Source organism: Nitrobacter sp. 62-23 (genome assembly GCF_001897285.1).
Lineage (GTDB): Bacteria > Pseudomonadota > Alphaproteobacteria > Rhizobiales > Xanthobacteraceae > Nitrobacter.
In genome coordinates, this window is record NZ_MKSM01000026.1 from 10964 (window position 1) to 24752 (window position 13789).

The window sequence follows — 13789 nt, forward strand, 5'->3', positions numbered from 1 at the left end:
CCATGTTGCCCCCGGCGCTGCGTCGGCCTGTCGATTCGGGCCGGACATCGGGGATGAATAGAAAAGGCAGGAAACGCGGCCGCGCAACAAGAGTCAGAGGCTCATCGTAGCGGAGCGAAAAAATACAGGCGGGATGCGATTATGGCCTAGCTCGCTATGGCCGGATCGAAAGGAACCGCCGGATTCGTTTGCAGCATGATCCTAAACTGCTTCAGTGCGGGATTGTCGTTATTGTGCCGCCAATAGGCCACAAGCCCGACGCGGGTCGGTCCGTTGCCATCGCGCACCTCGCGAAAGACCGTCCCTTTGATTGCGTTACCGATAGCAGATTCACAAACCAGACCGATGCCGCGGCCAACGCCGACCATGCTCAAGACTTCTTCCCGGTTCTCGTTCATCGGCTTGATCCGCGGCCGATCGCCGGGCGCGGCCAGCTTGCTGAGAAGGATATCTTCGAGTTCGGGACCCGGATCACGGAGGCTCATCAGGAAACGCTCATTCTTGAGCTGGGTCCAGTAAACGAAGTCCCGGTCGGCCAGCACATGACCCTTGGGGAAAGCCACCATGACGCGGTCGGACCACGACTCATGTGATCGAAATCCCGGCGGGTGGCTTCACCGAGCATGATGGCGATGTCGATCGAACCCCGATCAAGCATCGCCAAAAGGTCAGTGCGGGAATATCCGTTGAGATTGACATCGACCATCGGGTGCATCGTGGCGAAGGCGACGATGGTCTCTTGCAGCGGCCCGTTCGAGAGCGAGGTGTAGTGACCGACATCTAGTTGGCCGGCATCGCGCTTCTTGGCGGCTTTGGCCTGATTTTCCATAAAGGAAAGATCAGAGAGGACCCGTCGTGCAGTCGCGACAAAATCCCGGCCAACGGTTGTTGGGCGTGTTCCACCGGTCGAGCCCACGCGTGCCGCGGAATGACGCTCGTTGCAGCGGCGGTCTCTGTATCGCCGCCACGAACGACATGAGCTACCAACGATAGGTCACGGTGCCCAGAATGGTGCGCGTTCGGCCGACGTTGCATTGATCGATCGCGAAGCAGGCCGCGACGTAGTATGTGTCGAACAGGTTGGTGGCGTTGACAGAGAAGCGCCAGTTGTCGATCTCGTAGCGGACCATCGCATCTACCAGCGTGTAGGCCGGTGCCTCGAAGGTGTTGAGGGAATCGCCGGCGCTGGCGCTGACATATCGTATGCCGCCGCCGAAGCCGAGCCCGCTCAGCGCGCCCTCGCGGATGGTGTAATCGGCCCATAGCGAGGCAAGATGCGGCGGTGATCGAAACGGGCGCTTGCCGAGGTCGGCGCGGTTACTCCTGGTGACTCGCGCATCGTTGTAGGTATAGGCTGCGGTCAGATTGAGATTACTGGTCAGGCTGGCGACCGCCTCGAACTCGAAACCACGCGAGCTAATTTCACCGGTCTGGATTGAAAACCCCGGATGGGTCGGATCTGCTGTGGTGACATTCTGGCGTCGCAGATTATAAACAGCAGCTGTCATCCGCAAGTTCGTGTCCTTGGGCTGGTACTTGATGCCGGCCTCATATTGTGTCCCGGTCTCCGGATTGAACGGCACCTGGTCAAACGTCGTTCCAGAAACGGGCAGGAAGGATTCTGAATAGCCGATGTAAGGCACTACGCCGCTGTCGAACTCGTAACCCAGCCCGCCCCGCTTGGTGAAGGCGCTGGCGTTCTGATTGGTACTCGGACCGTTGGCGTTAAAGATGTCGGCGGTCTTGAGGTCCGACCAATCGTAACGTCCCCCCAGGGTCAATATCCATCGATCGAGCTTGATCTGATCCTGAAGGTAGATGCCAGTGTAGTTTAGAGTTTGCTGGGTCGCATAGTCGGCAGGCGGCATAAAGACGCCAGTATTATAGATCGGTGCAAAAACATCGATCGGACCAACGACGCCGCTATCTGTACCTACGTTTGTGATCTGACCCCACCGATAGTCCACGCCGAACAGCACGGTATGGCGCAGAGGGCCAGTGTTAGCTTTCAACTCCGCCTGGTTGTCGACCGCAAACGAGTCCCAGGTTCTGTAGTTCTGGGCCCCACCCCGAGTGAGCGTGCGCAAATCGGCCTGCACACTGTCCGGCGAGACGTAACGATAGTCCCAGACCTGCCGTCCGTACTGAAGATTCTGCCTGAAGGTCAGGCCATCGGTGGCGCGATGCTCAAGATTGTACCCGACGGCCGTCGACTCCGTGTTGTCATAATCGAAGGCGGGCTCTCCGATGTAGCGCGTGATCGGGATTCTCCCGTTCGGATTCGGCAGCGCCGTCCCCTGTGCGGGGAGGCCGAAGTTCCACTTACCTTGACCTTTTTGATGCAGGCCGAAAGCCGTGATTTCCGTTGCAGTAGTCGGACGCCAGGTTACCGCACCGGAGAGGAACGCACGCTTGTCGTTCGAGAAATCAATGCCGTTGCCGCCCTCGCGCAGCAGGCCGGTGAAGCGGTAAAGCAGCGTCCTGTCTTCCCTCATCGGGCCCCCGAAATCGAATGCGCCGCCCCTCTGCTCGAAGCTGCCGCCCTGAAGCCGGACTTCGTGAAAGGGCTGTTCAGTCGGACGCTTGGTGACGAGAGCGATGACCCCGCTGGGCTGACCCTGACCATAGAGAACCGATGCCGGTCCGCGCATTACCTCGACACGCTCCAGCCCATAGGGCTCGAGATCGCCATTGCCGATCGAGCGCAGCCCGTTCAAATAGAATGCCCCGTTCAGCGGAGTTGTTTGGAAGCCTCGGATCTGGAGCTGCGGTGAGCTGTGCTGATGTCCGCCGGTCCCGGCGAAAACGCCCGGCGTGTATTGCAGCGTCTCGTTCAGAGTTTGGTTTCTCCGTATCTCGATCTGATCTCGCGTCACCACCGAGATCGACTGCGGTACCTCGATGATCGGGGTGTCGGTCTTGGTAGCGGTGGCGCTGCGACTGGCGACAAAGCCGTTCACCGGACCCCACGCGGTCTCGCCCTGCACGTCGATGGTGTCGAGCGAGATCGCACCAGCGACACTCGCGCCGCCGGCCGCAGCCGCCGAGGGATTGACGATGGCGATCGCGTTCGGACCGGTTGCGCGCGCGGCAAGACCGGTGCCGTTGAGAATGGCCGCAAGTGCCTGGTTCGCCGTCAGGTTGCCTTGCGCGCCGCGCGTGGTCTTGCCCCGCGCAATCGATGCGTCGAACAGGATCTGCATTCCGGTCTGGGCGGCAAGCTGGTTCAGCGCCGGCGTCAACGAGCCGGCCGGGATGAATATCGTGCGCGCCGCAAGCGCCGGCATATTTTGCGCATCCGTCGGCACGGCGAAACAGGTTGCAAGCAGCGTCGTCCCCAACAGGAGCAACCGGGCCTGTCCCAGAACTTGTGATTGACGCACCCGCTGCATTCGCTTGTCCCCCATCGAATTTTGCCCCGGAGGTTGCCACCGCGCCGGAGTGGCGCGCAGTCAACCATCCAATGAGGTGACGAATGAGCAGGACGCTTTGGGACTCCGGGTGGCGGGGAAATTGACTCGGAGAATCTCATATTCTTGTCCCGGGCGCGGTGCAGCGCGGAGCGGTGCTCCGCAGAACCGGGATCGTTACGGATGCCGAGGCTGGAACGGTCCCGGATCAGCAGCGCGGTATTCCATACTGCGCTGCTGATCCGGGACACGGGACTGCGATGATTTCACCCCCGCAGCAAAATCAGCGGGCCCATCCGGATCACGCTGAGGCCGAGCGAGTCGCGCAGAAGTCCGAGGGCGGCGTCCGTATCGGTAACGATGAACGTGCCGCTGACCCTGCGCGCGGCAAGCTCCGAATTCGATATGATGATGCGCCCGGCGAAATGGCGGCCGATCTCGCTGACGACCTCGGCCACCGGCGCATTGTCAACCACAAGCTGGCCCCGGCGCCACGCCAGCACGGCATGGGTGTCGGCCTGCCGCACATCCCTCACCTTGCCGTCGCGGTCGTAGACGGCCTGATGGCCTTCGCCGACCCGGACCGCGGGCTCGGCCAGCGTATCGGAGGCAACCGACACCGCATGTTCGGTGACGGTGACTTCGGTCGCATGCTCGTCGGTCCGCACGTCGAAAGCCGTGCCGAGCGCCGTCGTCCGTCCGCCCAGCGCCTCGACGACGAAGGGACGGCTTGCATCCTTCGCCACCGCGAAAAACGCCTGCCCGCGCAACAGCGTCACCGTGCGGGTTTGTCCGGTAAACCGATAGGCCACCGCCGAGGACGCGTTGAGTTGCATCGTCGAGCCGTCGGCGAGCGTGATGGTCGGCATCTCGCCGGTGCCCGAGATCGCATCGGCCTGAAGCCGCATCGGGCCGTCGGAATAAACGAAGGCGCCGCCGGCGAGCGCCATGCCGAGAATCGCGATGGTGACGATCCTGGCGGCGGGCGGGCGCGGCTTAACCTTGAAGCTCCGCAGCGCCGGGTCGTTCAGGATGGCGTTGCGGGCCTCGCCCATCAGCCGTTCGGCGGCCTCATAAGCGGTTTTGTTTTCCGGGCTCTCGGCGAGCCACGCCTCGAACGCGCGGGAGTCGGGCGCGCTGCGCTCGCCGTTGCGATTTTTCAGCACCCAAGCGGCGGCTTCTTCGTGTCGCTTGCGCACGCGCGCTGATTGTCTAGCCGCCATCGAGATCCCTGGTCGCCCCTCGCCCATTATAAAGACGAGCGAGTCCCCGGTGGAAGGACTCTCACTCGAGCCCGAGCAGGCGATCGAGGCAATGCGCAAGCGCCCGCCGCAGATGCCGGTCGACCATGTTCTGCGAGATGTTGAGCTTTCGCGCGATCTGATCGGGCTCGAGCCGATGCAGGCGATGCAGGATGAAGACGGCCCGCCGTCGTGCCGGCAGTTCGGCAATGGCCTCGCGCAACACCGCGAGGCGTGCTTCCACTTCCAGGCCGTAATCGGGCGCCGCCGCTTCCGTCGGGACCGCGAGCGCCTCGGCCTCGGTGCCCGAGAACAGATGCCGCTCGAACCGCGCGCGGCGCATGTGGTCGATGCCGAGATTGATCGCCGAGCGGCACAGGAAGGCGCACAGCGAGCGCTTGCCCTTCAGCACATCGGGCTTTTCGGCAAGCTTGATGTATAGGTCGTGGACGACATCCGAGACGAGACCGCGCGCGCAGCCGCGGCGCAGCACCGCGGCCTTGATGTCGGCGTAGTGCGCTTCGATGGCGCGATTCAAGAGGTCGTCGCTGTCGAGAAGGCCGGCCGGCGCCACGCTGTCACTTCCTGTCTGAATAGCGACATTTACAGAGGTCGGAATCCGCTGCGCAAGGCCCTCATTTTAGAGGGCGTCTAAACCGGTGGCGGCGCATCACGCTATATCCGATCGGGGCAATGGACCGGCAGCGAGCGGAAGCCGGCTTTGAAAGATCAAAATTACAGTGTCTTTCTAACGTTTTGTGGCAGGTTACACCAAGGCTCGCTGATCAAAACCGATACGCCCAATCATGCCTTCCGATGAAGATAATGCACCAAGGTTGACGATCAGTCTGTTCCAAGCGAAGCAGCAGTGGTCGACGATATCTTCGTAGGACTTGAACACGCGGTTTGGCAGCCAGTTGTCGCGCATGAACTGCCAGACGTTTTCTTGCGGATTAAGTTCCGGTCATTTCGCGGGCAGCGGCAGGATCGTGTTGTTGGCTAGAACGATCAACCAGCTCGACAGATGCCGATGCGCATCGACAACAAAATCCTCGCCGAGCAATGTCAGTCGCGCTCCGGCGGTGGAGCGTTCAAACAAGCGCACGCCAAAGTTCGTCCTCAACTCCCTTGATGCGCCTGCTGACGATCGGCTGCCGGACATTGAATTCTTGCGCAGCGGCGCTGAAGCTGCCATTGTGAGCGCTGGCAACGATAGCGTAGGTGACGCAGGTCCAATCGGGTTTCCTCCAGCGATTGCAGATCTCCTCTTGCGTCCGAACGTCGCCCGCTAATCGCCTTCCATCGAGCCTTGTGCCTATTGCTCGATCGCGTTGCGCAAATGAGACCTCCGTTCCTCGAGCCAGAGCCGGATCTGGTTAGCGGTGACGGAACCAACGCCGGGTTCGGACAACAGTTCGTCCCAAGTGTAGGCGCTGGCGATTTCGACGAGGTGGCGGCTGCGCTTGGCGACGGTCCGACCGCCAATCGAGGCGTGGCGGCCTTGGAGGAGCGCATTGAGGGCTCGCCGGCTGAGCCTGCGGCGCAAGACGTTCTCCTGCGGTTTCGGAGAAAACACCCGCACGTCATGTTCCTCGATATCGAGACGCTCGGCGATCTCGCGAACGCCGAGCCCAACGGCGCGCAGCACCGCCATCTCGTCGCGCAGCCAGCCGAGGAAGCGGCGGCGGTTATAGTCGCTTCGGTGCGGTTGCTGCTCTGATCGACGTTTAAGCCGCGTCGGGTGTCTCGTAGCGGGACCATCGCATCCACCAGCGTGTAGGCCGGTGCCTCGAAGGTGTTGAGGAAATCGCCGGCGCTGGCGCTGACATACCGTATGCCGCGGCCGAATCCGAGTCCGCTTAACGCACCTTCACTAATGGTGTAGTCGGCCCAGAGAGACGCAAGATGCGGCGATGATCGAAATGATTGAAGATGCCCGGCCATCACCATTTGTAATTCAGTGTTGCAAGGATGGCACGGCGTGTTCCGTAGGTGCACATGGTGTCGCCATCGCACTGACTTACGTATATTTTATCGAAGATGTTGGTCGCATTGACCGCAAGCGACGCGCCGGCAAGCCTGGAAGAATTTTTTTCAAGGTCAAACTTAATCCGCGCATCGAACACCGTCACCGTCGGGACCTGGAGCGTATTAGAGGAGTCGGTCGTGGAGCCGATATATCGTGTGCCTGCACCAAGGGTGAGACCGGATAATGGTCCGGTCACGAAGCCATAGTCACCCCAAAGCGACGCCTGATGGTTCGGCGTTGAAAAGAGCTTCCGTCCAACTTCGGCGGGGTTGGCGCTCTTGGTAATCGTGTGATCCAGGTAGGCGTAGGCCGCGATTACATTAAAGTTCGGGAGCACCTCTGCTTTTGCTTCAACTTCAATCCCCTTTACATTAACTTCACCGATCTGGCGTTGCCGAAACAGGATATCGTTCGTGACGCGATTGGTTTGAGTAAGATCGAAGGCGGCGACGGTGATGAGAGTTTTCGCTCCCGCCGGTTGGTACTTTACTCCAGCCTCAAATTGCTTTCCTTCGCTGGGTTTGAACGCGTCTCCTGTAATTGCGTCGAGGCCAATCTCCGGCTGAAAGGAAGTTGCGTAACTCACATAGGGCGAGATCCCGCTTTCGAAGAGATACGTCAGCCCCGCGCGTCCGGTGAATGCTCCATCATTCTGATCGCTTCGGCTGGCCGGGGCGAATGACGTTTCAGCGTTGTCGAGAGTGCTTTTCGCGCGGTCGTAGCGACCACCAATTGTCGTGACCCATCGACCGAATTTGATCCGATCCTGTGTGTAAATGCCTACCTGATCGAGCATCGACTTGTAACTCGTCAACGAAAGGTCGTCGGTCGTGACCAGCCCGGAGTTGTATTGAGGATTGAAGACATTGAGTGACGGGGCTGAACCGATCATGAAAAGATACTTTGACGCTTCACGTCGATAGTCGAGACCGATCACGGCGTCATGAATGAGAGGCCCGGTCGTGGCGTCGATCTTGATCTGGTTGTCGATTGCAAACGAGTCGGCGCGGTTCTGAACCTGTATGCCTCCCCGACCAATCTCTCCGCTGCCACTCAGGTACGAGCGACCTGTGACGGCGCCGCGGGTGAAGAAGTCGGTATCATTGAAGCGCAGATTCTGTTTAAAGGAAATCGTATCGTTGAACCGATGTTGAAACTCATAGCCAATCGACGCTTGATCGCGCTTCAACCTGTCGAAATCGGGCTCACCGAGATAGCGGCTCGTCGCGATTTTGCGTCCGTCGAAAGCGTAGATTGATCCGATCGCAGGCATATAGTTGAAGTACGGCCAAACGCCGCGGTCGCGTTGATACATTCCAAGCACCGTCAAGGAGGTATCGTTGGATGGCCGCCATGTTACAGCAGGGGCGATGAAGGCCCGGTCGTCTTCAGCGAAATCCAACTGCGTTCCCGAACTTCGCGCCAAACCTGTCACGCGGTAAAGGAACTGGCCGCTCTCGTCGATCGGGCCGCCGAAATCGAATACCCCTTGAACTCTGCCGAAACTTCCTCCTTGAACCTGAACTTCTCTCACGGGCGTTTCGGTGGGACGTTTCGTAACCATGTTGATGATGCCGCCCGGACCCGCCTGACCGTAGAGCCCAGACGCCGGCCCTTTAAGCACTTCGAGACGCTCAAGCGCCCACGGATCGACAACGCCGCTTGCGGTGCCGTCGATGTTGCCAGTAGGTAGCCTCAACCCATCAAGATAGAGATCGGCGCGGAAGCCGCGGACTTGCGTATAGACATCGAAGGGCGAAGCTGCACCATAACCTTCGGATCGAACGCCGGGCGTATACCGTAGCGCTTCACTCACGCTTTGCGCGCCTTGGGACCTGATTTGATCCGCGGTGACCACATTGATCGTCTGCGGAACTTCGATGATGGGCGCGTCTGTTTTGGAGCCGGTTGCGCTGCGTGTCGCGACATAACCTTGCACTGGACCCCATGCCGTCTCGCCCTGCACGTCGATGGTGTCGAGCGAGATCGCGCCGGCGGGTGCTGCGCCGCTACCACCTACTGCCTGTGATGCTCCGACAACGGCGGTCCGATCCGATGTGATGCGGAATGGAATTCCGGTCCCTTCCAGCATCCGGGCGAGAGCCTGTTGCGGCGTGAAGCTGCCGTTGACCGGCCGCGAATTGACGCCGCGCGTCGTCACGGCCGCAAGGGTCACCTGCAAGCCGGACTGACGACCAAATGCGTTCAGAGCACCGGCGAGCGGCTGCGCCGGAATGTTGAACGCACGGACCGCCGCGCCCTGGGTGGTGGCTTGCGCAGCGGCAGGTTGCGATTGCAGCAGACAGTTACAGAGGACGATCGCAGTTGTCGCGAGTAGGCCCGCAGCCAGAGCACTTCTGCGCGCTCTGCTTTTCGTTTCGATTCCAGCGTTGCATTCCTGCGCGTCCATTTTCCCCTGTCTCCGGTGCCAGCGCGTCCCACGCACTTCCGGACCAAAGACGATCAACTCCGAAATTTTTTCACGAACGCCGCACTTTTTTCTCATGGTGCTCCGGAGCGGCTTCGATCCGTCGCGCCGGATGGTCGCACGTCCGCTTAACATCTCCGATCAGTTCAGGGACCGTGCGTTTTCTGGAATCGTTTCAGAACCGGGAGAGAACGCGCAGATACGGGGAGAGCGTGCGGACTTGGCCACCATAGGGCTCGACCAGCGCGCGCAAGGCGCGATCGGGCTCGTGCAGATCGTAAAGGCCGGTCACGCGCTCGGCCGCGAGCCCGCCATCCGGCACCTTGATCCAGGCGGTATGGTAGCGCTGCAACTGCTCGACGACGGACCCGATGGTGGCGGCATTGACGAAAAGCTTCCCGCCGCGCCATGCGGCAATGTCGTCTTGCGCGATGGTACTCCTCACCATTTCGCCGGTGCGCCGGTCAACGACAACCATCTCGCCCGGCGCCAGGACAGCGGCATCGCGCCCGGGCGCCTGTTCCCAGTCAACGCCGACCGATCCTCTGGCAAGCTCGATCGTCGCTGCCGCCTCGGAGAGCTGTACGTTAAAGGCGGTCCCGAGCGCGGTCACATCCACCCCGCCGGCGGTGACAACGAACGGCCGCGACGTATCGCGCGCCACCTCAAAGAAAGCTTCGCCGGACAGCAGCGTGATCCGCCGGCCGGTATCGGTGATCTGCGCCGCGACCGCGCTATCGGCCCCGAGCGTGACGGTGCTGCCGTCCTCGAGCGTGACAACACGGTTCTCGGCCGTCGCCGTCACATAATCGGCCTGCATACGCAGCGTGATCGTCGGTACAGCAAGGATCAGGAAAACCGCGAGCACTGCCGCGACTGCGCCGCCGGCCCATCCCTTCCAGCCCCACCCGCGCGCTGCGGCTGCGGCTGACGACGCGCTTATGCCGCGGCCGCTCGCGGCGCTGCCGTCATTCCAGAGATGCTCGTGGACCGGCGGGACCTCGCCCATGAGCTGCCAGGTCTTGCGGGCCTTGTTCCAAGCGCGCGCATGATCAGCGGAACGGGAATGCCAGACGTCGAATTGACGAGCGATGTCAGGATCGCGCGGCGTATCCTGCAGGCGCAACAGCCAATCCATCGCTTCTTCGAGTAAGGGATCTGGTTTCTCGTCTTCCAAGACCATCCTGCCGTGAATCTTTTTCTGCCGCCCCAGGAGCGTTTTGCTTTTGATGAGATCAAAAGCAAAGCTCCTGGGTTGTTGTTTTGACGCGTTTTCTTCACGCGAAGTGGTCCCACTTCGCTTGAAAACGCTATAAGCGGACGTGCCGACTCTTACCCAGTTCAATCCAAAAGACGATCAGGGCAGGATTTTTTTCACGAGGCGGCAGCCGTGTCGGCCATCAGTGCGGTTCGATGCGAGCGGCAATCTGCAGCATTGCGGATCGAACGTACCTATGAGCGAGAGCAACGGAAATCCCCAGATGATCGGCAACCTCTTGAAGCGTAAAGCCGCCGAAGCGGTGCATCTCGACCGCCACCCGAACCTTGGTGGGGAGCGTTTCAAGCACCTCTGACACCAGACGAATCTGATCATAGTAGAGCAAGGAATCCTCGGGCGTCCCCTCGGCGCGCGACTTCGCCCAGAAAGGCGCGCTCTCACCTACCTCTCGTTTCTCGATTTTCCGGTGTCTCAGAATATCGAAGGCGAGATTGCGGACAATCCTATAGAGGTAGGCAAGAGCTTTCTCGGGTGACACGACGTGAGTCGTCGCCGGGGAAAACCGCAGATAAGCATCCTGCACGACATCCTCGGCGGCCTCACGCGAGCCCAGTATAGGTGTCGCGTATTCGATCAGCGCAGAACGGTGCGTGAAATAGAGGCCGGTGCGGACATCACCCTCTTTCATAAGAGATGCCTCCACCCGGCGCAGAGTAGCGCCGACGGCAGCCTATTCTCCATTATTTTCAGTACACTGATCATTCCGATGATCCGGCACCCCAAAGCGAAGGGCGCAACGAAATTGATGCACAACTAAACGGGTTTGAATTAATCCTGCAACGCCAACAGTTTAGATTGGTTCTAGCCTTGGTTACTCATTGTGCCCGCCGCTGCACATCCAGAATTTTGATTTCATTTAGGTTGGTATCAGCAGGCGAGCATTCCTTTTAACAAGCTGCTCACACTTTCAGGTAGTGATGGCAAAGACACCACACCTTATTCCAGGTGCATGCGAGTTGAATTACGGGCCCAAATTCTCCGGCCCAGCGCGAAAGTTCTCCGATATCTCTTGCTGCAGCTTCGGCCCCTTGGCCAGCCGACGGCCCAACGCTTAGAAAAACTTGTCGGAACGCTCGCCGCTTTTGCGCGCGCGGCGCTTCGATATGTGAAAGTCTCCGCGCCGCCCGCCGCTGCGATAGCTCTCAGCCATCGCGCTGGCTGCCCGGCTGATGGCTCGGCCGGCCGGTCTCACTGCGGCTTTGGCACCGGCCCGCCGATGCCGCCGGGGTGCCCCGTGCCCCACGCTTTGAGGAGATCGAGGGCTTCGGCGCCGCGGACTTCGCCGATCGGAATACGATCGGGACGCAGGCGCAGCGAAGAGCGCACCAGATCGGACAGTGTCGCGACGCCATCTTTGGTGCGCAGCACCACCAGGTTGCGCGCCTTGCAGTGCAGCTCGCGGGTGTCCTCGATCAGCACCACCCGATCGGTGGTCTCGGCGACTTCGGCAAGCAGCGCGTTGGTGAGCGTGGTCTTGCCGGTCGAGGTGCGCCGGCGACCAGGATATTGCGACGCTCGGCAACGGCCTTGCGCAGGAGGGTCGCCTGGGACGACGTCATGATGCCGGCTGCCGCATAATCATCGAGCGTGAACACCGCGATTGCAGGCTTGCGGATCGAGAACGCCGCTGCCGACACGACCGGGGGAAGCAATCCCTCGAATCTCTCTCCCGTTCCGGGCAACTCAGCGGAGACGCGCGGTGCGCCGGGATGGCCTTCAGCGCCGACGTGATGCGCGACAAGACGGATAATGCGCTCGCCATCTGCGGGCGCGAGAATCGCACCTGTATCGGACAGGTCTTCGGACAGGCGATCGATCCAGAGCCGACCGTCGGGATTGAGCATCACCTCGACGATGCCGGGGTCTTCGAGGAATTTGGCGATGTCCGGCCCGAGCGCCGTGCGCAGCATGCGGGCACCGCGCGTGACCGCTTCTGCCTTGGGAGTTGTAATCCCCATGTTGCCCCCGGCGCTGCGTCGGCCTGTCGATTCGGGCCGGACATCGGGGATGAATAGAAAAGGCAGGAAACGCGGCCGCGCAACCAGAGTCAAAGGCTCATCGTAGCGGAACGAAAAAATACAGGCGCTTCGTAGTGGAACTTCGGCGAGGCATCTGGCTTAGCCTCTCCGGGACAAAGGCATAGCTGCTACGCTATTCAGTCGTATAGGCAATATCTGATCCCAATATTCGAAACTGCTAATGCATTCAGACCGATCGTAGAGATAAGAGGCTTTCTATGCGAACCATTCTCACAACCCTCGCGATGGTTATTCTGACATCAACCTCTGCAGGCCGGACGCGCAGTCACAGACGAGGAGAGATCTAAACTCGTGGAGGCACTGCAGGCGCAAGGCTGTACAGGCGGGAAAATGGACTTCGATGACGGAAAATTCGAAATCGATGATGCCGTGTGCCCGATAGCAAGCGGTATCACTTCGATTTCGATACGTCGTTTCGCCTGATCAGCAAGAAGATCGAGGATTAACTCTCAGTCGAGCGTGATCAATTGCTGCCGGCGATGGTATAGTCGCGTGGGTTGGCAGTATGGCTAGAAACTGCTTGATGGTTGGGTTGTCGTTATTGTGACGCCAGTAAGCGACGAGCCCGACCCGGGTCGGTCCGTTGCCATCGCGTACCTCGCGATAAACCGCGCCGTTCACAACGTTGCCTGTCGCGGATTCACAGATCAAACTGATGCCGCGACCGGCGCCCACCATGCTCAGCACGTCCTCTCGTTTCCCATTAATCGTCTTAATTCGAGGACGATCGCCAGGAGCGGCAAGTTTGCTGAGGAGAATATCTTCGAGTTCTGGTCCCGGATCTCGGATGCTTATCAAGAAACGCTCATTTTTGAGGTCGGTCCAATAGACAAAATCGCGATCGCTGAGCGGATGAACCTTAGGAAACGCCACCATGATACGGTCAGACCACAGGCTCATATGAGCATAGTCTTGTCCTTTCGACTCGCCGAGCATGATCGCAACATCGATCGAACCACGATCGAGTAGCGACAGGAGATCGGTACGGGAATGTGCGTTGAGATTGACATCGACCAGAGGATGCAAAGTCGTGAATATCACGATGGCGTCGCGCAAAGGACCCATCGAAAGCGACGTGTAGTGACCGATATCCAGTTGGCCGGCATCGCCCTTCTTGGCGGCTTTGGCCTGATTCTCCATGAAGGAAAGATCAGAGAGGACCCGTCGCGCAGTCGCGACAAAATCCCGGCCGATGACAGTCAGACGCGCGCCGCCCGTTGAGCGCTCAAATAGCAAGACGCCAAGCCGGCTTTCAAGTTCACGGATGCGCTTGCTCAAGGTCGGCTGGGTGATATTAAGCGCCGCTGCGGCCCGCCTGAAGCTGCGATGTTCGGCGGCGGCGACCACATAGCGCAGGTGGGAG

General features: G+C 60.1%; 9 protein-coding genes and 4 pseudogenes. All 13 read right to left on the reverse strand.

Going from position 1 to position 13789, the window contains the following annotated elements; all coding sequences use genetic code 11:
- Nucleotides 1–146: 146 nt before the first annotated feature.
- Nucleotides 147–829, reverse strand: a pseudogene (locus BGO16_RS18090) (LysR family substrate-binding domain-containing protein).
- Between the two features lie 151 nt (nt 830–980).
- On the reverse strand, nt 981–3407 hold the full coding sequence (locus tag BGO16_RS03105; RefSeq protein ID WP_292617144.1) for a TonB-dependent siderophore receptor: 2427 nt from the start codon (nt 3405–3407) through the stop codon (nt 981–983).
- A gap of 269 nt (nt 3408–3676) precedes the next feature.
- Nucleotides 3677–4609 (reverse strand): FecR family protein, encoded by a 933-nt coding sequence (locus BGO16_RS03110; RefSeq protein ID WP_363091359.1) that lies wholly within the window; start codon nt 4607–4609, stop codon nt 3677–3679.
- 85 nt (nt 4610–4694) lie between these two features.
- Nucleotides 4695–5225: a sigma-70 family RNA polymerase sigma factor gene (locus tag BGO16_RS03115; RefSeq protein WP_292617146.1), complete on the reverse strand. Its 531-nt coding sequence runs from the start codon at nt 5223–5225 to the stop codon at nt 4695–4697.
- Between the two features lie 211 nt (nt 5226–5436).
- Nucleotides 5437–5663 (reverse strand): annotated as a pseudogene (locus BGO16_RS03120) (transposase); the annotation flags it as partial.
- Nucleotides 5664–5742: 79 nt separating this feature from the next.
- Complete coding sequence (locus tag BGO16_RS18095; protein ID WP_363091365.1) at nt 5743–6015, reverse strand: LysR family transcriptional regulator; 273 nt, start codon at nt 6013–6015, stop codon at nt 5743–5745.
- Complete coding sequence (locus tag BGO16_RS03125) at nt 5967–6299, reverse strand: hypothetical protein (protein WP_292617147.1); 333 nt, start codon at nt 6297–6299, stop codon at nt 5967–5969. The genes BGO16_RS18095 and BGO16_RS03125 overlap by 49 nt, the downstream gene beginning before the upstream one ends.
- A gap of 295 nt (nt 6300–6594) precedes the next feature.
- Nucleotides 6595–9186 carry a TonB-dependent siderophore receptor gene (locus BGO16_RS03130; RefSeq protein WP_292617148.1) on the reverse strand — a complete coding sequence of 864 codons (2592 nt, stop codon included), beginning with the start codon at nt 9184–9186 and terminating at the stop codon, nt 6595–6597.
- A gap of 97 nt (nt 9187–9283) precedes the next feature.
- The gene (locus BGO16_RS03135) at nt 9284–10291 is read right to left on the reverse strand and encodes a FecR domain-containing protein (RefSeq protein ID WP_292617149.1); all 1008 of its coding nucleotides are present in this window, start codon (nt 10289–10291) and stop codon (nt 9284–9286) included.
- Nucleotides 10292–10508: 217 nt separating this feature from the next.
- Nucleotides 10509–11015: a sigma-70 family RNA polymerase sigma factor gene (locus tag BGO16_RS03140; RefSeq protein ID WP_292617150.1), complete on the reverse strand. Its 507-nt coding sequence runs from the start codon at nt 11013–11015 to the stop codon at nt 10509–10511.
- Nucleotides 11016–11348: 333 nt separating this feature from the next.
- Nucleotides 11349–11480: pseudogene (locus tag BGO16_RS03145) on the reverse strand (CopG family transcriptional regulator); the annotation flags it as partial.
- Between the two features lie 119 nt (nt 11481–11599).
- Nucleotides 11600–12345 (reverse strand): annotated as a pseudogene (gene trbB / locus BGO16_RS03150) (P-type conjugative transfer ATPase TrbB); the annotation flags it as partial.
- 504 nt (nt 12346–12849) lie between these two features.
- A partial coding sequence (locus tag BGO16_RS03155; RefSeq protein WP_292617151.1) for a LysR family transcriptional regulator occupies nt 12850–13789 on the reverse strand: 940 nt, incomplete at its 5' end.

What these genes read in the sequence shown, in the direction of transcription:
- BGO16_RS03105 (WP_292617144.1), bottom strand. Translation starts at nt 3,407, where the DNA reads ATGGGGGACAAGCGAATGCAGCGGGTGCGTCAATCACAAGTTCTGGGA.
- BGO16_RS03130 (WP_292617148.1), bottom strand. Translation starts at nt 9,186, where the DNA reads ATGAGAAAAAAGTGCGGCGTTCGTGAAAAAATTTCGGAGTTGATCGTC.
- BGO16_RS03135 (WP_292617149.1), bottom strand. Translation starts at nt 10,291, where the DNA reads ATGGTCTTGGAAGACGAGAAACCAGATCCCTTACTCGAAGAAGCGATG.
- BGO16_RS03140 (WP_292617150.1), bottom strand. Translation starts at nt 11,015, where the DNA reads ATGAAAGAGGGTGATGTCCGCACCGGCCTCTATTTCACGCACCGTTCT.